18 protein-coding genes are annotated in these 20,175 nt (G+C 72.6%); 10 read left to right on the forward strand and 8 right to left on the reverse strand.

Going from position 1 to position 20,175, the window contains the following annotated elements; translation table 11 throughout:
* The first annotated feature begins 9 nt into the window (after nt 1–9).
* Nucleotides 10–879: an EamA family transporter gene (locus tag ACGWYJ_RS11155; protein WP_395105797.1), complete on the forward strand. Its 870-nt coding sequence runs from the start codon at nt 10–12 to the stop codon at nt 877–879.
* Here ACGWYJ_RS11155 and ACGWYJ_RS11160 read toward each other — a convergent pair.
* Nucleotides 876–3,404: a TIM barrel protein gene (locus ACGWYJ_RS11160; RefSeq protein ID WP_395105799.1), complete on the reverse strand. Its 2,529-nt coding sequence runs from the start codon at nt 3,402–3,404 to the stop codon at nt 876–878. The two genes, ACGWYJ_RS11155 and ACGWYJ_RS11160, sit on opposite strands and share 4 nt — an antisense overlap.
* Nucleotides 3,405–3,514: 110 nt before the next feature.
* Here ACGWYJ_RS11160 and ACGWYJ_RS11165 point away from each other — a divergent pair, with 110 nt between their 5' ends.
* From ACGWYJ_RS11165 to ACGWYJ_RS11180, 4 genes are all read left to right on the forward strand, one after another.
* Nucleotides 3,515–4,462, forward strand: a complete 948-nt coding sequence (locus tag ACGWYJ_RS11165; RefSeq protein WP_395105801.1) for a shikimate dehydrogenase — start codon at nt 3,515–3,517, stop codon at nt 4,460–4,462.
* Nucleotides 4,459–5,874 carry an Nramp family divalent metal transporter gene (locus ACGWYJ_RS11170; protein WP_395105803.1) on the forward strand — a complete coding sequence of 472 codons (1,416 nt, stop codon included), beginning with the start codon at nt 4,459–4,461 and terminating at the stop codon, nt 5,872–5,874. Before ACGWYJ_RS11165 ends, ACGWYJ_RS11170 begins: the two co-directional genes overlap by 4 nt.
* Nucleotides 5,875–6,185: 311 nt before the next feature.
* Nucleotides 6,186–6,941: a hypothetical protein gene (locus ACGWYJ_RS11175; RefSeq protein WP_395105805.1), complete on the forward strand. Its 756-nt coding sequence runs from the start codon at nt 6,186–6,188 to the stop codon at nt 6,939–6,941.
* A 257-nt stretch (nt 6,942–7,198) separates the two neighbouring features.
* Nucleotides 7,199–7,492, forward strand: a complete 294-nt coding sequence (locus ACGWYJ_RS11180; RefSeq protein ID WP_395105807.1) for a sulfurtransferase TusA family protein — start codon at nt 7,199–7,201, stop codon at nt 7,490–7,492.
* Nucleotides 7,493–7,539: 47 nt separating this feature from the next.
* On the opposite strand, the gene ACGWYJ_RS11185 is transcribed toward ACGWYJ_RS11180, so the two are convergent.
* From ACGWYJ_RS11185 to ACGWYJ_RS11200, 4 genes are all read right to left on the reverse strand, one after another.
* Nucleotides 7,540–8,457, reverse strand: a complete 918-nt coding sequence (locus ACGWYJ_RS11185) for an NADP-dependent oxidoreductase (protein ID WP_395105809.1) — start codon at nt 8,455–8,457, stop codon at nt 7,540–7,542.
* Nucleotides 8,454–8,915: a PPOX class F420-dependent oxidoreductase gene (locus ACGWYJ_RS11190; RefSeq protein WP_395105811.1), complete on the reverse strand. Its 462-nt coding sequence runs from the start codon at nt 8,913–8,915 to the stop codon at nt 8,454–8,456. The genes ACGWYJ_RS11185 and ACGWYJ_RS11190 overlap by 4 nt, the downstream gene beginning before the upstream one ends.
* Nucleotides 8,915–9,514, reverse strand: coding sequence for a methyltransferase domain-containing protein (locus ACGWYJ_RS11195; RefSeq protein ID WP_395105812.1), 600 nt, complete (start codon nt 9,512–9,514; stop codon nt 8,915–8,917). Before ACGWYJ_RS11195 ends, ACGWYJ_RS11190 begins: the two co-directional genes overlap by 1 nt.
* A gap of 90 nt (nt 9,515–9,604) precedes the next feature.
* On the reverse strand, nt 9,605–11,002 hold the full coding sequence (locus tag ACGWYJ_RS11200) for a glycoside hydrolase family 5 protein (RefSeq protein WP_395105814.1): 1,398 nt from the start codon (nt 11,000–11,002) through the stop codon (nt 9,605–9,607).
* A 188-nt stretch (nt 11,003–11,190) separates the two neighbouring features.
* Here ACGWYJ_RS11200 and ACGWYJ_RS11205 point away from each other — a divergent pair, with 188 nt between their 5' ends.
* A complete protein-coding gene (locus tag ACGWYJ_RS11205; protein WP_395105927.1) occupies nt 11,191–12,228 on the forward strand; it encodes a LacI family DNA-binding transcriptional regulator in 1,038 nt (345 codons plus the stop codon).
* Nucleotides 12,229–12,236: 8 nt separating this feature from the next.
* On the opposite strand, the gene ACGWYJ_RS11210 is transcribed toward ACGWYJ_RS11205, so the two are convergent.
* Nucleotides 12,237–13,073 (reverse strand): NAD-dependent protein deacetylase, encoded by an 837-nt coding sequence (locus ACGWYJ_RS11210; RefSeq protein ID WP_395105816.1) that lies wholly within the window; start codon nt 13,071–13,073, stop codon nt 12,237–12,239.
* A 258-nt stretch (nt 13,074–13,331) separates the two neighbouring features.
* Here ACGWYJ_RS11210 and ACGWYJ_RS11215 point away from each other — a divergent pair, with 258 nt between their 5' ends.
* Genes ACGWYJ_RS11215 through ACGWYJ_RS11230 form a run of 4 tightly spaced genes read left to right on the forward strand, consistent with a single transcriptional unit; the run spans nt 13,332 to nt 17,012 of the window.
* Complete coding sequence (locus ACGWYJ_RS11215) at nt 13,332–14,021, forward strand: SDR family oxidoreductase (RefSeq protein ID WP_395105818.1); 690 nt, start codon at nt 13,332–13,334, stop codon at nt 14,019–14,021.
* 2 nt (nt 14,022–14,023) lie between these two features.
* The gene (locus ACGWYJ_RS11220; RefSeq protein ID WP_395105820.1) at nt 14,024–14,908 is read left to right on the forward strand and encodes an amidohydrolase family protein; all 885 of its coding nucleotides are present in this window, start codon (nt 14,024–14,026) and stop codon (nt 14,906–14,908) included.
* The gene (locus ACGWYJ_RS11225; RefSeq protein ID WP_395105822.1) at nt 14,908–16,542 is read left to right on the forward strand and encodes an AMP-binding protein; all 1,635 of its coding nucleotides are present in this window, start codon (nt 14,908–14,910) and stop codon (nt 16,540–16,542) included. Before ACGWYJ_RS11220 ends, ACGWYJ_RS11225 begins: the two co-directional genes overlap by 1 nt.
* A gap of 14 nt (nt 16,543–16,556) precedes the next feature.
* On the forward strand, nt 16,557–17,012 hold the full coding sequence (locus ACGWYJ_RS11230) for a MaoC family dehydratase (RefSeq protein WP_395105823.1): 456 nt from the start codon (nt 16,557–16,559) through the stop codon (nt 17,010–17,012).
* A 61-nt stretch (nt 17,013–17,073) separates the two neighbouring features.
* Here ACGWYJ_RS11230 and ACGWYJ_RS11235 read toward each other — a convergent pair whose 3' ends face one another.
* Both ACGWYJ_RS11235 and ACGWYJ_RS11240 read right to left on the reverse strand, forming a co-directional pair.
* Nucleotides 17,074–17,958 carry a PaaX family transcriptional regulator C-terminal domain-containing protein gene (locus ACGWYJ_RS11235; RefSeq protein WP_395105824.1) on the reverse strand — a complete coding sequence of 295 codons (885 nt, stop codon included), beginning with the start codon at nt 17,956–17,958 and terminating at the stop codon, nt 17,074–17,076.
* Nucleotides 17,959–18,173: 215 nt separating this feature from the next.
* Nucleotides 18,174–20,174, reverse strand: a complete 2,001-nt coding sequence (locus ACGWYJ_RS11240; protein ID WP_395105825.1) for an acetoacetate--CoA ligase — start codon at nt 20,172–20,174, stop codon at nt 18,174–18,176.
* Nucleotide 20,175 lies beyond the last annotated feature (1 nt).

A 20,175-nucleotide genomic window follows, 5' to 3' on the forward strand; every position in this document is an offset into this window, starting at 1 on the left:
AATTGGCGCATGGCGGCGGTCACCGGAGCCTCCGGGCTCCAGCTTTCGGTGTCGCTCGCGGTTCTGGGCGCGGCGGTCGTCCACGCCACCTGGAACGCCATCGCCCACGGCATCAAGGACCGGCTGGTCGGGTTCACGCTGCTCGGAGTCGGCGGCGGGCTCTGCGCGGCTCCGCCGGCGGTCCTCGCGCCGTTCCCCGACGCGCGCAGCTGGCCGTACCTGACCGCCTCGGTGGGGCTGCACATCGGGTACGACCTGATGCTGATGAGGTCGTACCGGTTCGGCGACTTCAACCAGGTCTACCCGCTGGCCAGGGGGACCTCGCCGCTGGTGGTGACGCTGCTGGCGATGGTCTTCGTCGGGGAGTACCCGAGCCTTCCACAGCTCGTCGGCGTCCTGTCGGTCACGGCGGGAATGGGCAGCCTCATTCTCGTCGGGGGACGGCCAGGGAAGGCGGACCGGACGGCGATCGCCGCGGCGCTCGGCACCGGTCTGATCATCGCGGCCTACACCGCCGTGGACGGCGTGGGCGTCCGCCATTCGGGCAGCCCGGCCGGCTACACCGGGTGGCTCCTCCTGTTGCAGAGCCCGGCCGTCCCGATCGCCGCCTTCGCCCTGCGCGGGCGGGAACTGTTCGCGCAGGCGCGTCCCGTGCTGGCCGCGGGGATGACGGGTGGAGCGCTGATGGTGGTGGCCTACGGCCTGGTGCTGTGGGCGCAGACGCGGGGAGCGCTGGCCCCCATCGCCGCGTCACGGGAGACCAGCATCATCTTCGGGGCCATCATCGGGGCGGTCGTGTTCCACGAGGGGTTCGGGCGGGCCCGCGTCGTGGCGACCGTGTTCGTGGCGGCGGGGATCGTCCTGCTGAACGTGCCCTAGCGGCCGGTGCCGGCACCGGTGAGGTAGGCGACGACCATCTCGCCGACCATGGCGCGGTGGCGGGCGCGGTGCTCGGGCGCGGTCAGGTCGCGTCCGAACAGGGCGCCGAAGGTGTGCTGGTTGGCGATGCGGAAGAAGCAGAACGCGCTGATCATCATGTGCACGTCCACCGCGTCGGCCTCGGCGACGAACTCGCCGGTGGCGCGTCCCGCGTCCAGGATCTGCGAGATCAGCCCGGTCACCGGGCCGCCCAGGTTGGTCAGCGCCTCGGACTTGCGCAGGTGCTCGGCCTGGTGGATGTTCTCGATGCTGACCAGCTTGATGAAGTCCTGGTGCGCGTCATGGTGGTCGAAGGTCAGCTCGGCCAGCGTGCGGATCGCGTTGACCGGCGCCAGATGCGCCACGTCGATGCCGGCCTCGGCCGTCCTGACCTCGGCGTAGACCTTCTCCAGGACGGCGATGTAGAGCTTCTCCTTGTTGCCGAAGTAGTAGTAGATCATGCGCTTGGTGGTGCGCATGAGCTCGGCCATGTCGTCCACCCTGGCCCCGGCGTATCCGTGGCGCGCGAACTCCCGCTGGGCCACCTCCAGGATCTCCGCCCGGGTCCGTTCGGCGTCGCGCCGCCGCTCGCCTGCGGGCGTCATGGGCTGTGTCGGCATGGGACTCCACGGGACGGGGGAGCGGTCGGCTCTCATCCTAGGAGCTGTGCGCGTGCTGGGCGGCGAGGCGGATGGGGGCGTTGGGCGCGCCGTAGCCCCGGTACCCGCCGATACGCTGGACGATCTCGAAGAAGACCCGCCCGGTGGTGACGGTGTAGCAGTGCAGGAACTCGCCGTGCTCGTCCCGGTCGTACAGCAGTCCCAGCTCGCGCAGCAGGCGGAGCCGTCCCCGGCCGAGGTCGTGCCGCGCCTCCAGGTCGTCGTAGTAGTTGCCGGGAACGGGCAGCAGCGCGGCGCCGCCGGAGGCGCCGAGCCGGCGGGCCGTGGCGACGATGTCGCGGCTGGCAGCGCGACGTGCTGCCAGGCCACGCCCCGGTCGTGGCTCCCGACGTGGGCGACGTTGACGGCCATGCGGACGCGCCCGTCGTCGGTGGAGACCGCGCGGCTCCGCAGCAGCCCGTACGGGTCGGGCAGCTCCAGGCTCTCGTGCGGGCGAAGGCCCAGGACGCCGCGGTAGAAGAGGGACGCCTCGTCGAAGTGGTGCCAGGGCTGGGTGAGCGCCACATGGTCGATGTGGGTGATCTCGCCGGACGGCTCCGGCGGTGACGAGGGGGCGGAGCCGTCCGTCCGGAAGTCGTCCGTCCAACTGGAGTGGTCGGGACGCGCGGTGCGGCAGAAGAACAGCTCCGTGCCGTCGGGCGCGGCGACGGAGTCGAGCGGCGCGTCCCGCGGTCCGCGCCGCCGGGGCAGGACGGGTGACAGCAGCGCCTCGGCGCGCCTGACCGAGCCGGCCGGGTCGGGCGACTCCAGCCCGATCGCGGCCAGCGCCGGGCCGTCCTCGCTCTCGGCGCTTCCCGTGTTGAGCAGGATTCGGGCCTCCCCCTGCTCCCACAGCTCGACGGGCTTGCCGGAGTGCGTCCCGGTGCGCGTGAAGCCCAGCGCGGTGAGCTGGTCGCCGAGCGGCCCCGTCTCCGGGACGGCGAGTTCGGCGAAGGCGAACCCGGTGGGGACGACGGGCGGCGGCGGAGGGGTGAGGCGCGACGCGCCGCCGAGCCGCCGCCCGGCCTCCTCCTCCAGGTGGATGAGGGAGCGCATGGCGTCCTGCGCGGTGCGCATGGCGGCGGCCTGCCGGAAGATGTCGTTGAACACCTCCAGGGACAGCGGCCCCTCGTAGCCGGCGCGCAGCACGTGTGCCAGCAGGCCCGCCACGTCGAGGTCGCCCTGCCCGGGGAAGCAGCGGTAGTGACGGCTCCAGTACAGGACGTCCATGGGCAGCGCCGGGGCGTCGGCCAACTGGAGGAAGACGATCTTCTCGGCGGGAATGGTCTCGATCGCGTACGGGTCGGCGTCCCGCGCCAGGATGTGGAAGCTGTCCAGGCACACCCCCAGGTTCGGATGGTCGGCCGCCCGGACGATCCGCCAGGCGTGCCGGTAGTCGCTGACGTGCCGTCCCCAGGCCAGCGCCTCGTAGGCGATCGTGATGCCGTGGCGGGCGGCGCGGTCGGCCAGCGCGCGCAGCTGCTCGGCGGCGAGCGCGTCGTCGTCGACCGCGTCGGGCGAGACGCTGGAGCAGACCAGCAGCCGGGTGGCGCCGAGCCGTTCCATCACCGCGAAGGTGTGCTCGGCGCGGCGCAGGTTCTCGGCGAGCAGCCGCGGCGGTACCGCCTCGAAGTCGCGGAACGGCTGGTAGAGCTCGACGGCCAGGCCGAGGTCGGCGGCGCGCGCCCGGACCTCCTCCGGGCTCATCGGGGAGACGACCAGGTCGTTGTGGAAGATCTCCACGCCCTGGAAGCCGGCGGCGGCGACGGCGGTGAGCTTGTCGGCCAGCGTGCCGCTGAGCGAAACCGTCGCGATGGATCTGCGCATCTCTCCTCCATGCCCGTCCGGATCACCCTTGAGCGTACGTACTAGTTCGTACATCATGTGGGAGTGACGCACCAGACGCGTGCGTCGGTGGTGACCTCTGAAGGAGCGGCATGGCGGACGACCGGGCGGACGGGCACCGCGGCGGAGACGTCCCGGCGCGCGTCCCCTGCCGGTACGGCCTGATCGGCTCGGGCATCGGGGCGTCGCTGTCGCCGGCGCTGCACGAGGGCGAGGGCCCCCACCACGGCCTCGACCTGACCTACGAGCTGATCGACGTCCAGGCCCCGGACACCCCGGACGACCTGGACCGGCTGCTGCGCGAGGCCGAGGAGGCGGGCTTCGCCGGGCTCAACGTCACCCACCCCTTCAAGCAGCGGGTGATCCCGCGGCTGGACGGGCTGTCCCGCCAGGCGGAGGACATCGGCGCCGTGAACACCATCGTGTTCTCCGGCGGGCGCAGGGTCGGCCACAACACCGACGCGGCCGGGTTCGCCGAGTCGTTCGCGCGGGAACTCCCCGGGGCCGCGACCGGGCACGTCGTGCAGCTCGGCGCCGGGGGAGCCGGTGCCGCCTGCGCCCACGCCCAGCTCACCGCGGGCACCGGACGGCTGACCATCGCCGACCCCGACCCGGCCCGCCGCGCCGCCCTGGTCGGGCGCCTGACCGCCAGGTTCGGCGCCGGACGCGTCGCCGGCATCCCGCCGTCCGGCCTGGAGACGGCGCTCGCCTCCGCCGACGGGGTCGTGAACGCCAGCCCCGTCGGCATGCGCTCCCACCCCGGCACCCCCATGCCCGTCGACCTGCTGCGCCCCGGGCTGTGGCTGGTCGACATCGTCTACATGCCCCTGACCACCCGCCTGCTCCGGGCGGCGCGCTCCCGCGGCGTGCGCGCCATCGGGGGAGCCGGCATGTGCGTGTTCCAGGCCGCCGCGTCCTTCGAGCTGATCACCGGCCGGGTCCCCGACACCGGCCGGATGCTCCGCCACCTGCGCGCCCTGCTCGACGAGCGCCGGTCGCGCCCGTGCCCCACCCCCGCAACCCCCCGGAGGACCCCATGACCCGCCCCGTCAAGCCGCCCCGCCCGCCCGTGCCCCCGGCCGCCGTCCGCGACCTGCCCGACCCCATGCCGCTGCGGCGGATGGTGGGTCCGGGCGTCGTGGCCGTCGGCATCGGCATGGCCGCCGGAGAGATCATCCTGTGGCCGTACCTGACCGCGATCGGTGGCCTCGGCCTGCTGTGGCTGGCCCTGGCCACGCTGGCGATCCAGTACGTCATCAACATGGAGATCGAGCGCTACACCCTGGCGACCGGGCAGACCGCCGTCGCCGGCTTCTCCTCCTGGTGGACCGGCTGGGGCGTGGTCATCTGCCTGGCCGGTGCCTTCCAGTACGTCTGGCCCGGCTGGGCGACCAGCGGATCGACCGTCTTCACCTACCTGGTCGGCGGCGGCGACGCGGTGTGGATCACCGTCGCGGCGCTGATGGTCATCGGCGTGCTGCTCACCTTCTCCAAGGTGATCTACAAGACGGTGGAGCGGGTCGAGACGGTCAAGGTCGCGCTCACCCTGTTCTTCCTGGCCGTCGCGGTGGTGTTCGTGATCTCGCTGTCCACCTGGGGAGAGGGCGCGGAGAAGACCGTGACCGGGTTCGGGCGCATCCCGGACGGCATCACCTTCACCATGATCCTCAGCGCGCTGGGCGCCGCGGGCGCGGGCGGCGTCCACAACCTGGTGCTGAGCAACTGGATCCGCGACAAGCGGTACGGCATGGGCGCCCACGTCCCGCGCCTGATCTCGCCCATCACCGGGAAGGAGGAGGCGTCCGGCGGCGACCGCTACACCTTCCCCGACACGCCGGAGAACCTCACCCGCTGGCAGGTCTGGTGGAAGCGCGCCAACATCGAGCACTTCACCACGTTCTTCCTGGTCTGCCTGGTCACGATCGGCATCATGTCGCTGCTGGCCTACGAGACCCTCTTCGGACGCGACGACCTGAAGAGCGACCCGTCCTTCCTGCGGGTGCAGGGCGAGGTCATGGCCGGTGAGGTCGGCGAGTGGCTCAAACCGCTGTTCTTCGCGATCGCCGCGGTGTCCCTGTGGGCGGCCGCGATGGGCCTGCTGGACGTCATCGGCCGTGTCGCGGGCGACTTCCTCAGGCGCACCTACCTGTCGGGCTCGTCCCGCTGGACCGAGGCCCGCCTCTACCTGGCGGTGGTCTGGGCCGAGATCGTGCTCGGCTCCCTCATCCTGCTGGCGGGCTTCGACCAGCCGATCGCCCTCCTGATCGTCTCCACCTGCGCCGCCTCGGTGGTGACCCTGCTGTACTCGATCCTGCTGGTCCGGCTGAACACCAGGGACCTCCCGCCCGCCGTCAGGCTCCGCGGCGCCCGCCTGGCCGGCATGCTGATCGCCATCGCCTTCTACGGCTTCTTCGCCCTGGCCATGGTGGTCACCCAGATCCAGGACCTCTAGCGCCCCCTCCCGCCGGGGTGAACGCCCACCCGAGTGCCCTTCCGGGGGCCTCGGGTGGAACTCACCCTTCGTTTACCGGTGCTGGGCCTTACCCGCGCCTGATCGCTGGCACGTTGTCGGCGTGATCGCCAGTCTCCGAGAGGCTCCCGACCGGAAACGGAACGGCACCGCGTCGGCACGAGGAAGGGGCGTCCCGTGGGGGCGGCTGCTACCCGCCGCGCTGCTCCTGGCCTGGCTCGCCGTGCTGCTGGCCCACCTGCGCGTCCCGCAACCCTCGCACCTACCGGGACCTGCCACGGTCGGTCTACCTGATGCGGCTCCCGCGAACGCTGATCGACGAGTACCCGGACGGGCGCCTGCTGGTCGGGCTGATCGGCCTGACGCTGGCGGGAGCCCTGGTCCGGCCCCGCCGGCTGGCCCTGCTCGCGGGGGCCTGCCTGCTGACCTGGGTGCCGCTCACGCTGCTGGGAGGCGTGATCGACCCGTCGGCGCCCAAGCTGCGGCTGCAACTGATCCGGTACTGGTTCCCTATCTTCCCCGCGTTCGTCCTCGGCGGACTGGCCGCGCTGTGGCTGCCGGCGGCCGTCCTGACCGGGCGCCTGCCCGGAGGGCCGCGCACGCGGGCGGTCGTGCCCGCCGTGGTCGTGCTGGCCGCCGCCACGGTCGTCACCGGCGTCGCGGCGCGGTCGTGGTGGGCGTCCGGGGCCACGCGGCTCGGCGGCGCCACCCAACTGGAGGCGTTCCGGTCCTGGATGCACGACCATAACCGCGCGTACGGCCGGGTGTGGGCGGACTCCCGGACCGCCTCCGTCCTGAAGGTCTACAGGTCGGGCCCGTTCGGCGGCCGGGACTGGGACGCCCCCGTTTTCGCGCTCCGGGAAGGCGCGCCCTTCACGCCCCACCGCGGCGACCTCGTCGTGTTCTTCGACGCCGACAAGGGAAAGCTGTGCCCGTGGTGCAAGAGCTCGGCGCGCCGCGTCTGGGGAAGCGTCTCCGGGGACAGGCCGGGCTGGAGTCAGGTCTACGCCACGCGGGACGGCGTCCTGCGGGTGTACGCGATCGGATAGCGTCGGTGGTGTGCGCGCACGACGGCTCGCCGAGGATCTCCGACCGTCACCCCGGACAGCGGGGCGGCGGACCGTGGTCGTCGTGACCGGCGACGCCCACCGCACCGACGCGCCGATGATCGGCGTCATCACCGTCTCGCGCCTGCTGACCAGCCTTCTGGCCGCCGGTTCCGGCCTTTCACCATGAACCACGCGGAGCGCCGCGATCCGCCTATGATCGCCTCACGGGACGGACGGACGGTCGCGGGGGGCGAGGCATGACGGGGGAGCACGACGCGCCGGTGATCATCGACGGCGGCGACAAGTCCTGCGTGCGGCTGCTGCTGGAGCTGCGCGGACGCCTGGCCGAGCTGCCCGCCGGAACGATCGTGCACCTGATCGCGTCCGACCCGGCGGCGCCCCTGGACCTGGCCGCCTGGTGCCACATGACCGGCCACGGCTATCTGGGCACCGTTCCGCCGCCCTACGGCGACACCCCGGCCTACGCCCTCAGCGTCGCCGCCGCCCCGCGCCCCACCGAGGCGTCCAGCCCCTGGCGGCCCCGGGACTGAGCCGCCCCGGGACGGCCGCGGTTCCGCGGCCGTCCCGGGGCCGCCGCTCAGCCGACGGTCAGAATGATCTTGCCGGTGGCGCGGTTGGTCTCGCCGCGCTCATGCGCCCGGGCCGCCTCCTCCAGGGGAACGACGGTGTCGAGCTCGGCCCGCAGCCTCCCGGCCTCGGCCAGCGCCGCGAGCTCCTTCATCCCCTGGTGGTCCGGCTCCACCAGCAGCACCTCGCTCCGGATGCCGGGCGTGTCGGGGACCCGGACGTCGCGGGGCGTGAGGGTGACGATGACGCCGCCGGGGCGCAGCGTCCGCACCGAACGCGGCCCGTACTCGCCGCCGATCGTGTCGAGCACCACGTCCACGTCCCGCACCGCCTCGGCGAAGTCGGTGGTGCGGTAGTCGATCAGCTCGTCCGCGCCCAGCCGCCGCAGCAGCGCGTGCTTCGGCTCGCTGGCGGTGCCGATGACGTACGCGCCGCGCGCCTTGGCGATCTGCACCGCCAGATGCCCCACCCCGCCGGCCGCGGCGTGGATCAGGACCCGCTGCCCCGGCCCGACACCGGCCGTGTCCACCAGGGCCTGCCAGGCGGTCAGCCCCGCCAGGGGGATTCCCGCGGCCTGCACGTGGTCCAGGTTGCCGGGCTTGCGCACGAAGTACCGGGACGGGGCCGTCACGTACTCGGCGTAGGCACCCGCGCCCTGCGGGTACTTCAGCATCCCGAACACCGCGTCGCCCGGCTTGTGCAACGTCACGCCGACACCGGTGGCCTCCACCACCCCCGACAGCTCCCACCCCAGCACGAACGGGGGCTGGAGATAGATCCCGAACGCCCGGTGCTTCCAGTCGGTCGGGTTGACCCCCGCCGCGTGCACCCGTACCAGTACCTCCGTCGGACCCGGCTCGGGCTTGGGCAGGTCGACCTCCTTGAGCACGTCGACGCCCCCGAGCACGTCCTGGCTGATCGCCCTCATGCCAGGTGGGGCGGGAAGCCGCCGGTGGCCACCGGGCCCCATCGCTCGGGAGTGACGCGGATGATCGACTTGCCCTGGTCGATCATGGCGGCGCGGTACTCGTCCCAGTCGGGGTGCTCGCCGGAGATGTTCCGGTAGTACTCGACCAGCGGCTCGACCGAGTCGGGCGCGTCGATCACCTCGGCGGTGCCGTCGATCTGCACCCAGGGGCCGTTCCACTCGTCGGAGACGACGATGACGCTGGCCCTGGGGTCGCGCTTGGCGTTGCGGGTCTTGGCACGTTCCGGGTACGTCGAGACCACCACCCGGCCCGCGTCGTCGACCCCGCAGGTCACCGGCGAGCCCTGCGGCCTGCCGTCGGCGCGGGTGGTGATCAGCAGGGCGCGGTGCCTGGGCCGGACGAAGTCCAGCAGGTCCGGCAGCGCCACCGTGGTGTTGGTCGCGATCGGCCTGGCCATCAGCGGCCCTCGGAGAATGAGTCCATGGCGCGATTATCCCGGGCCAGCATGCGCCGCTTGCCATGGGGAACGTCCTCCTGGAGGAGAACGGTGAACGTGTCCGGCAGCAGGGACGCGGGCTCGTCCTCGCCCAGGCACCACTCCGCGGGCAGGTGGGGGCGGTCGCGCAGCGCCTCCCGGGTGAACGCCTCCCACGCGAGGACTCCGCCGGGCGCCACCGCCCCCACGGCGGGGCCGAAGACGGCGCGATCCCAGAAGCCGGTGCACAGCACGAGCGCGAAGGCGGCCCGGGGCGGCGTCCACGTGCCCAGGTCGGCATGGACGAGCGTGATCAGATGGCGCAGGCCGCGGGCCTCGGCCTCCCGGGCGAGCAGGTCGAGGGCCACCTCGGAGACGTCCACCGCCGTCACGGGGCGCCCGGACGCGGCGGCCAGCAGGGCGCCGCCGGACGGGCCGGACGCGAGGTCGAGCATCGGCCCGTCCGGGGGCGGCAGGGCCAGTGCCCGCTCCGCCAGCGGGTGGGCGGTGAACGAGGCGCCCGCCTCGTACTTGGCGTTCCACCTCAGCCGGTCGGGATGGCCTGGCGGGACATGGCTCATGAGCGGCGCTCCAGCGGTAGGGCGAGCAGGCGGCGGCCGGCGGCTCGCCGATCCGCGTCCCCCATTCCAGGCACTGACGTCAGGCCGGTGTCAAGCGTGCTCCCGGGTGTGGCGTGCGAGGATCTCCGCCAGCGGCTCGCGGTGGTCGCAGGCGGCGAAGGCGAACGAGGCCGCCAGGGCGTCCAGCTCCCCGTCGTCCAGGCCCCGGAACAGCTCGGCGTACTCGACCGTCAGCGGCTGCGCGAACAGGATGTGCCGCACCAGGTCGTCGGCGAACTTGCGGCGCCCGGACGGGTAGGGGTCGAAGCCGGGGAACTCCTCGTCCATGAACGCGCGGATCGGTTCGATCAGATGCCGCACGCCCTCGTCCGTCGAGCCCCAGTGGTCGGCCCCCAGCCGCGCCTTCTTGGCCTGGAAGTCACCGAACCGCCTCATGTACGGGCTGTCCACGCTGGTGTGGACCAGACCCTGCACCCCGATGTCCTTGTACGTCCAGATCGACCACCCGGCGTCGTAGGCGTCGTAGATGGCGAGCTGGTCGCGGAGGATCTGGTAGCGCTGCGCGTCCCGGTCCGGGTCGCCGGTGTAGACCGGGCCGAACTCGCCCACCCAGATGGGCGTGCCGGTCCGCCGCATGTAGTCGCTGCGTTCGAGGAACTTCTCCTCAAGCCTGTCGCGATCGACCCATTCCCCTTCGGTGTACCCGGGGTACGGGCCGCCATGGACGAAGCCCGCCAGCGCGTAGTCGTGGCAGGTGTAGACGGTGTTGTCCGGCGGGTCCCCGAACATGTCGAACCGGGTGGAGTAGGTGTTGCCGTCCAAAAAGATCGTGTGGCGCGGGTCCACCTCGCGGACCGCGCTCACCAGCCGCTCGTAGAACGGGCCGATGACCTCCCCGGAGACGTCGGCGGGCTCGTTCAGCAGGTTGTGCCCGGCGACCCAGGGATGCTCCGCGTACCGGTCCGCGATCACCTGCCACAGGTGGACGAGCCGGTCCTGGAAGTGGGCGTGCTGCCAGAAGGACGGCAGGTGCGTGGGGTTGTCGCTGTGCCAGTGGTGGTTCTGCGCGCCGGGAGCCGCGTGCAGGTCCAGCACGGTGTAGAGGCCGTGCCGGGCACAAATGTCGATCACCCGGTCGAGGTGGCGGAACCCCGACTCGAGGATGGTGAACGGGGCGCGGTCGTCCTCGAAGTGCCGGTAGTTCAGCGGCAGGCGGACGCAGTTCAGCCCGAGCGAGGCCAGGTAGGCGGCGTCGTCCTCGCCGAAGAAGGCGGTCAGCAGCCGGTCGAAGAACCGGTGCGCCCGGTCCTCGCCGAGCACGCGGCCCACCTCCGCCCGCATCAGGCTCTCGGTGGACGGGTAGCCGGTGATGAAGTTCTCCATGTTCATCCAGCCCCCGAGCCCGACGCCGCGCAGCCGGACCTTCGCCCCGGTCCCGTCGGTCAGCGAGGTCCCGCTGACGCGGAGGAACCGCGCGTCGTCGGTCATGTGCTCTCCTTCCGCCACGCTCATCCTTCTCGGCTCACCCCGCCGCCTCTCGAAACTTTGTCGATACATTTCGGAAACTAGGGAGCGACGGTCCCGGGTGTCAATAGCCGAGGAAGCCGTGGCGGGAGACGGGAAGGCCCCGAAACATTTCGGAGTAGGATGCCACCAATCAGAAGGCGAGGTCTGTGTTGACGAATCGGATCCAGCGGCGAGTCACGATCACGACGATCGCCCGCGAGGCGGGGGTGTCGGTCTCCACGGTGTCGAAGGTCCTCAACGGGCGTGCGGACGTCGCCGACGGCACGCGCACGCGGGTGGAGGAACTGCTCGAGAAGCACTCCTACCCCCGGGCCCGGCGGCGTGGCTCCGATCCCGCGGGGCTGATCGACCTCGTCTTCGACGAGCTCGACAGCCCCTGGGCCGTGGAGATCATCCGTGGCGCCGAGGAGGTGGCGCACGCCGCGGGCGTCGGCACCGTCGTCTCGGCCATCCACGCGGCCGTCGAGCCGAGCCGTTCCGAGCCCGCCCGGCAGTGGCTGGACAACGTGGAACGCCGCCGCTCCGAAGGCGTCATCCTGGTGCTGGAGGAGCTGACCCCCGAGCAGCGCACCCGGCTTGAGGCGCTGAACGTCCCGTACGTGCTGATCGACCCGCGCGGCGAGCCCGACCCCGAGGTGCCCTCGATCGGCGCCGCCAACTGGGCCGGGGGGCTCGCCGCCACCCAGCACCTCATCGACCTGGGCCACCGCCGGATCGGCCTCATCGGCGGCCCCGCCGGAGTGCTGTGCAGCCGCGCCCGGCTGGACGGCTACCGGGGCGCCCTGGACACCGCCGGGCTGGCGCTGGACCCGGCGTTGATCCTGTACGGCGACTTCCACCACGAGAGCGGCTACATCCAGGGCGGCCGGCTGCTGGAGCTGCCCGACCCGCCGACCGCGATCTTCGCCGCGTCCGACCAGATGGCCTACGGCGCCTGCGAGGCCGCCCGCGAACGCGGCCTGCGCATCCCGCAGGACCTCAGCATCGTGGGCTTCGACGACCTGTCGGTGTCCCGCTGGTTCTCCCCGCCCCTGACCACCGTCCGCCAGCCCCTGGCCGAGATGGGCACCCTGGCCGCCCGCATGCTCTTCCGCCTCTCCCGCGGCGAGACCCTGGAGACCACCCGCGTCGAGCTGGCCACCCAGCTCGTGAAGCGGGAATCGACCGCCCCGCCGCCGGCGGCCTAGCCGTACACCTAGGCGAGGGCGGCGACCAGGTCCGTGAGGGTCCGGCCCAGCGGGGCGTCCACGCGCACGAGCGCCTCCCCGTCGCCCCGGGTGGGGCCCCGGTTGACGATGGCGACGGGGATGTTCAGGGCGGCGGCGTGGCGGACGAAGCGGTAGCCCGACATGACGGTCAGGGACGAGCCGAGGACCAGGAGGGTGGCGGCCCGCCCGGTCAGGTCGAAGCAGGCCCGGACGCGAGGTGCGGGAACGTTCTCCCCGAAGAAGATCACGTCGGGTTTGAGGACGCCGCCGCAGTGCTCGCAGCCGACCACCTGGAAGCCGGCGACCTGGTCGTCGTCGAGGGCGACGTCGCCGTCGGGGTTGACCACGGCGCTCTCGGCGTGCCAGCCGGGGTTGGCGGCGGTCAAGCGTTCGTGCAGGTCCTGACGGGGGCTGCGCCGGCCGCAGCCGAGGCAGAGGACGCGGTCGAGGGAGCCGTGCAGCTCGATCACGTCGCGGGCGCCGGCGGCCTGGTGGAGGCCGTCGACGTTCTGGGTGATGATCCCGGTCACCAGGCCGCGCCGCTGGAGTTCGGCGACGGCGCGGTGGCCGGCGTTCGGCCGGGCACGGGCGATGTGCCGCCAGCCCAGATGGCTGCGCGCCCAGTAGCGGCGGCGGGCCTCGGCGCCTCCCACGAACCGCTGGTACGTCATCGGCTCGGCCCGCCGCCTGCGCCCGGTCTCTCCCCGGTAGTCGGGGATGCCGGACTCGGTGGACAGGCCCGCGCCGCTCAGCACCACCACGTCGCCGTCGGCGACCAGGTCGGCCAGCAGTTCCCCCGGGGCCGCCTCAACCTGCGTTGTCACCCCTCCATGGTGCACGATCAGGGGCGGACGTCGATCCGGACCATCGGAGCCGGGGAACGGGAAGGTGCGGTCAGCCTCGGCAGCGGGTCGGAGAGAGCGGCCGGAACACCGCGCCCCGCACCGGCCTCAGCCCCTTGGACGGCAGCACGTGGTCGGCCCGCAGGTTGCCCGCCCCCGGCCCGGTAATCAGGCAGATTATTGACGGCCGTAACAGGGATGACTAGCGTCATGGGCAGGCCGGATTCTCGGGAGGGACGCATGCTGGAGGGCAAGGTCGCCGTCGTCACCGGCGCCGGGCGCGGGCTCGGCCGCGCCTACGCGCGGGCGATGGCGGCCGCGGGGGCCGCGGTGGTCGTCAACGACATCGACGCCGACGTGGCCGACGAGACCGTCGCGCTCATCGCGAGTGCGGGCGGGAAGGCCGTCGCCGAGCCCGGAGCCATCGGCGCGGCCGAGACGGCGGACGCGCTGGTCGCGCGGGCGGTGGAGGAGTTCGGCAGGCTGGACGTGATGTGCGCCAACGCGGGCGTCCTGCGCGACCGGACGCTGCGCAACACCTCCGACGAGGACTTCGACATCGTGATCCGCACCCACCTGCGCGGCACGTTCCAGCGCGCGGATCGGGGTGAGCCCGTCCCCGAGGCGATGCGCCGCCGCGGGCTCGGCACGGCCGACGACGCCGCGCCCGCGGTCGTGTTCCTGGCCTCCGACGCCGCGGCGGGCGTCACCGGGCAGTGCCTGGCCGCGGGCGGCGACCGCCTGGCACTGTGGTCCCACCCGCAGGAGGTGGCCGTCGCGGTACGGGACGGCGGGTGGACGCCGGAGACCGTCGCGGCGATCTTCCCGTCGGTGTTCGAGCCGCGCCTCCAGGACTACAAGCAGGCACCCCCGCCGGGAGCGGCCACGCCACCCGGAACCAGCACCCCCGAGAAGAAGGGCGCCCAGTGACCATGGCGATCGACCCAGGCGCCGTCACCGCCATCGATGTCCACGTCCACGTCCACGCCTCCGTCCGCTCCGGCGGTGCGAAGGACGGCGGCGAGACCCTGAAGGACATGGCCGCGTACTTCAAGGCCGGTGACGTCAGGGCCAACACCACCCGCGACATCGCCGCCTACTACCGCGAACGGAACATGGGCGCGGTGGTGTTCGGCGTCGACGTCAAGGGGCAGCGGAACGAGCACGCGGCGAGCAACGCGGAGATCGCGGAGCTGGCCGCCGAGAACGCCGACGTGCTGATCCCGTTCGCCAGCATCGACCCCACGCGCGGGGCGGACGGCGTACGGGAGGCCAAGGAGCTGCTCGCGTCGCACCCCGGCATCCGCGGGTTCAAGTTCCACCCCAACTCGCAGGGCTTCTTCCCCAACGACCGCGAGGTCTACCCGCTGTACGAGGTGATCGCCGAGCACGGCCGGATCGCGCTGTTCCACACCGGGCACACCGGGGTCGGCGCGGGCACCAGAGGCGGCGGCGGGATCCGGCTGAAGTACTCCAACCCGATGCACGTCGACGACGTCGCGGTCGACTTCCCGGACATGCCGATCATCCTCGCGCATCCCTCGTTCCCCTGGCAGGACGAGGCGCTGTCGGTGGCGTTGCACAAGCCGACGGTGCACATCGACCTGTCGGGATGGTCGCCCAAGTACTTCCCGCCGCAGCTGATCCAGTACGCCAACACGCTGCTCAAGGACAAGGTGATGTTCGGGTCCGACTATCCGGTGATCACGCCGGAGCGCTGGCTGGCCGACTTCGACAAGCTGCCGGTCAAGCCGGAGGTCCGGCCGCTCATCCTCAAGGACAACGCCGCCCGCCTCTTCGGGCTCGGGGGCGAATGATGAACGAGAACTTCGCCACCGTGCTGGAGACGGTCGCCGACGAGGCCGGCGACCGCGTCGCGATCATCCACGGGGACACCCGCAGGACGTGGGCCGAGCTCGACGAGCGCGCGTCGCGCCTGGCCGGGTTCCTGTCCGGCCGGGGCGTCGGGCACGGCGACCGGGTGGCCATCGCCATGTACAACGGCCCCGAGTACGTGGAAGTCCTGCTCGCCACGATGAAGGTGCGGGCGATGCCGGTGAACGTCAACCACCGGTACCGGGCACGCGAGCTGACCGAGATCTTCGGCGACTCGTCCGCCTCCGCGCTGTTCGTGGACGCCTCCCTCACCGGGGAGCTGGCCCGCGCCGAGGCGCCCCTGCTCAAGACGATCGTCCGGTTCGGGGAGCACGAGGGCGGCGAGGACCCGCTCGGCGGCCGGGCCGTCCCGTTCGCGGAGGCGCTGGCCGGCGAGCCGATGCCGCGCGTCCCGCGTTCCGGCGACGACCACTGGCTGATGTTCACCGGCGGCACGACCGGACGGCCCAAGGGCGTCCTGTCGCGGCACACCACGCTGTTCTCGATCGCCATCTCCAACGGCTACCGCGTCATGGAGGCCGAGACGCCCTCGGACCTGGAGGGGCTGCGCGCCTCGACCCGGCGGCTGCTGGAGCACCCGCGCCGCATGACCTTGCTGGTGCCGCCGCCGCTGATGCACGCCACCGGCGTCTACACCTCGTTCGGGGCGTTGCTGGCCGGCGGGACGGTCGTCTACCTCACCTCCCGCTCCTACGATCCCGAGGAGCTGGCGGAGCTGGCCGTCCGGCACGGGGCGACCGACCTGTGCCTGGTCGGTGACGTGTTCGCCCGCCCGCTCGTCGCCACCCTGGGCCGCGCGGCGCGGGAGGGACGCCCCTACGACCTGTCCTCGCTGCGCCGCGTGTTCAGCGTCGGGGTCACCTGGAGCGCGGAGGTCAAGGAGCAACTGCTGGCGTACTGCGACGCCATCCTGGAGGACGTGATCGCCGCGTCCGAGGGCGGCCCGTTCGCCCGCTCGGTGACCACCCGGCGCACCGGCCGGGTCCGCTCCACCTTCGAGCTGATGCCGGGCGCGCGGGTCCTGGACGACGAGGGCCGCGACGTCGAGCCTGGCTCGGGCACGGTCGGGAAGCTGGCCGCGCCCTCCTCGACCGAGGTCCGGTATCTGGACGACCCGGAGAAGAGCGCCGCGACGTTCGTCGACATCGACGGAACGCGGTACGTCATGCCCGGCGACCTGGCGACCCTCCAGAAGGACGGCTCGCTGGTCCTGCTCGGCCGCGGCAGCCGGGTGATCAACACCGGGGGCGAGAAGGTGTTCGCCGAGGAGGTGGAGCAGGTGATCGCCCGCTGTCCCGGCGTGGCCGACGTGATCGTGGTGGGCGTGCCGGACGAGCACTGGGGCCACCGCATCGCCGCCGTCGTCTCCCGGGAGCCGGGCGCCGGCGAGGACCTGGACGCCGAGACCATCAGGAACGCCGTGGCGGCCGAGCTCGCCGGCTACAAGAAGCCGCGGGACGTGGTGTTCGTCGAGCGGGTGCGCCGCAGCCCGTCCGGCAAAGCGGATCTGGCCTGGGCGCGTGACGCCGCGGCGCGAGCGCCGCAGGCGGGTTGAGAGAGGAGAGCGCAATGGCGACCACCGCCGTCGGAGTCGAGGGCCTGAAGGCCCTGGAAGGGCAGCACCTCGGTCACAGCGACTGGCTGGAGATCACCCAGGAGCGGGTCAACCGGTTCGCCGAGGCGACGGGCGACCACCAGTGGATCCACGTCGACGTCGAGCGCGCCGCCGCCGGGCCGTTCGGCGGGACGATCGCGCACGGCTACCTGACGCTGTCGCTGGTCCCCGTGCTGATGCCGCAGATCCTGAAGGTCGAGGGCTTCGCGATGGGGATCAACATGGGCACCAACAAGGTGCGGTTCCCCTCGCCCGTGCCGGTCGGCGCCAAGCTGCGCGCCGGCGCGTCCCTGGACCGGGTGACCCCGCTCCAGGGCGGCGTGCAGAACACGATCACGGTGACGTTCGAGGTCGAGGGGGCCGACAAGCCCGCCTGCGTGGCCGAGGTCGTCCTGCGCTACTACACCTGATGGCGGCCGCGCCCCCGGTGGCCGTGGGCCGCGCGCTGGTGCCGGTGACCGCGCGGACGAGTTAGGACGCCTCCAGCCGCGGCGCCCACTCCAGGACCCGCTCGGCGATGCGCTGCGCCGGGGCCTGGTACCGCCGCCGCAGCCGGAGCGTGACGTGCTCGGCGCGCACCGCGGGCCAGTCCGCGGGCAGGTGCTCGACGGGCAGCCGCGGGTCCTCCCTGACCAGCATCAGCCACTCGGTGAGCAGCAGCAGCTGGCGGGCCAGGTCGTCGCGCGCCTCGGGCAGCGGGTCGGGACGGTCCCAGCGGTCGAGGAACGCGCGGTAGCGGGCGGCCAGCGCGTCCAGGTCCCAGGCGTCGGCGATCATCTGGTCGACGTCGGTGGGGGCGAGCATGGTGGCGCGGAACGCCTTGACGTGCTCGACCACGTCCAGCCCGTCCAGCAGCCGGTCGACGTCCACGGCGGCGGGGGTCAGCCACAGCCCGTTCTGCAGCAGCCCGAACCCGGCCCACGACAGCCGGGAGCGCAGCAGGTGCCGGTCGCCCCGCTGGCGTTCGGGGAGGGAGAAGCCCAGCAGCGTCCAGTGGCCGTCCCAGTCGCGGTTGACCGCCGGCTGCCGCCAGATCCGCTCCTCGCCCTCGCGCAGCACCTCCCGGGCGCGGCCGGTGAGCCCGTAGTAGACGCGCTTGCCGTACCGGTAGCGGACCAGCAGGTCCCGGCGGGTCATCCGGGCCAGGGTGGAGCGCGCGGCGTGCTCCTTGACCCCGACCCGGTCGAGCACGTCGACCAGCGCGCCGGAGAACACCGCGTCGTCCGGCCGCCCGTACAGGTGGGTGCCGCAGAAGGTGAGCAGCAGCGACTGGGGGCGCATCCAGGGCGCGTCGGGGGAGCCGCGGCCCGGGGCGCCGCCGGGTGCCGCCTCGCGCAGGTCGTCGCCGCTCGTCACGGTTCCCCATTGTCGCGGTCGCGCGTGCCGGCGCGCGCCCCGCGGCGATCAATCGGCAAAGTCTTGACGCCCGTCATCAGAATTTCAGTGTAATGCCGATCGGCGCGCACGCCCGCCTGGTGGCGCCCGAGGTCTTCTACGCCCACCGGGCCCAGCCGGGACCGCGGGGCCGTCTTCACCCGGTGCAAGCCCGCCGCCGCGGCGGCGGGCCGGCCTCACCCGGCGCCGGCGAACCGCGCGGCGAGCCGCTCGAACACGTCGAGGAGGGCCGGGTCGTTGACGGCGCCGTCGCTGACCACCTTCGCCCGCGGGAGGCCCTGCAGCAGCCGCTTGACCGGGATCTCCAGCTTCTTGCCCGTGATGTTGTACGGGATCCCCGGCACGTCGATCATCTCGTCGGGGACGTGCCGGGGCGAGCACCGGGCGCGCAGCTCGGCGGCGATGTGCTCGCGCAGGCCCTCGTCCAGCTTCGCGCCCTCGACCGGCGCGACGAACAGCACCAGCCGCCCCGGGCCGCCCTCCGGGTCCTCCAGGTGCACCACCATGCTGTCGGCGACCTGCGGCACGTCGTCCAGGACGGCGTAGAACTCGGAGGTGCCCAGCCGGACCCCGCCGCGGTTGAGGGTGCCGTCGGACCGTCCGGTGATCCGGCACGAGCCGTGCTCGTCGAAGATCACCCAGTCGCCGTGCCGCCACAGCCCCGGGTACATGGAGAAGTAGGTCTCCCGGTACCGCACGTCCCCCGGGTCCTTCCAGAAGTAGATCGGCATCGACGGCATCGGCTTGGAGATCACCAGCTCGCCGGGCTCGCCGATCACCGGGCGCCCGTCGGCGTCCAGGGCCTCGGCCAGGACGCCCAGGTTGCGGCAGGCGATCTCGCCCGCGCGGACGGGCAGCATCGGCGACCCGCCGACGAACCCCGTGCACACGTCCGTGCCGCCGCTGCCCGACTGCATGTAGAGGTCCGGGTTGACGTGCGTGTAGACCCAGCGGAAGCCCTCGGCGGGCAGCGGCGAGCCGGTGGACAGCATCCCGCGCAGCCGCGACAGGTCGAACATCCTGCCCGGCTCGTGCCCCTTGCGGCGCGCCCGCATCAGCATCGCCGCGCCGCAGCCGAACGTGGTCACCCCCGTGTCGGCGATGACCCGCCACAGCTCCAGGTCGTCGGGATGGGCGGAGCTGCCGTCCATCAGCACGATCCCCGCCCCGACCAGCAGCGCGGCGATCACGTTGTTCCACATCACCCAGCTGGTCGTGCAGTAGACGAAGTAGCGGTCGCCGGGGCGGATGTCGGCCTGGAAGCTCTGGTTCTTCAGCTTCTCGATGACGATGCCGCCGTGCGAGTGGACGATCGCCTTGGGCAGCCCCGTGGTCCCGGAGGAGAACAGGATCCACAGCGGGTGGTCGAAGGGCACGGCCGCGTACGCCGGCGGCGCCGGCTCGGCGAGCAGCGCGTCCCAGGTGAGGTCGCCGACCGCGCCGCCCTCCTCCGGGTCGAGGTACGGGACGGCGACCGTGGTGCGCACGGTCGGCAGGCTCGCCCGGATCGTCGCGACCTCGCCGCGCCGGTCGATCTCCTTGGTCCCGTACCGGTAGCCGTCCACGACCAGCAGCACGACCGGCTCGATCTGCTGGAAGCGGTCCAGCACGCTGCGCGTCCCGAACTCCGGCGCGCAGGCCGCCCAGATCGCGCCGAGGCTCGCGGTGGCCAGCATCGCGATCACCGCCTCGGGGATGTTGGGCAGGTACGCCGCCACCCGGTCGCCCTCGCGCACGCCCAGCTTGCGCAGGCCCTCGGCGGCCCGCGCGACCGCGTCGCGCAGCTCGCCGCGCGTCAGCTCGCTCGGCCCGCGGGTCTGCGACCGGGCGATGACCACGGTCTCCTCGTCCGGTCCGCGCAGGCAGTTCTCGGCGAAGTTGAGGGTGGCGCCGGGGAACCAGCGGGCGCCGGGCATCGACGCGTCGGCCAGCACCCGCTCGGGCGCCGAGTGCGCGATCGGCTCGAAGAAGTCCCAGACCGCGCCCCAGAAGCCGGTGAGGTCCTGCACCGACCAGCGCCACAGCTCGTCGTAGCCGTCGAACGTCAGGCCGCGCTCGCGGGCGGCCCACTCCAGGAACCGGCCGAGGCCGCTGGCCGCGATCGATTCGGGCGTCGGTGTCCACAGGATCTCGCCACGGGTCTCACCGGACGCGGATTGCTGCACATCGATGCTCATG

It is taken from the genome of Actinomadura sp. SCN-SB, assembly GCF_043906805.1.
Classification (GTDB): domain Bacteria; phylum Actinomycetota; class Actinomycetes; order Streptosporangiales; family Streptosporangiaceae; genus Spirillospora.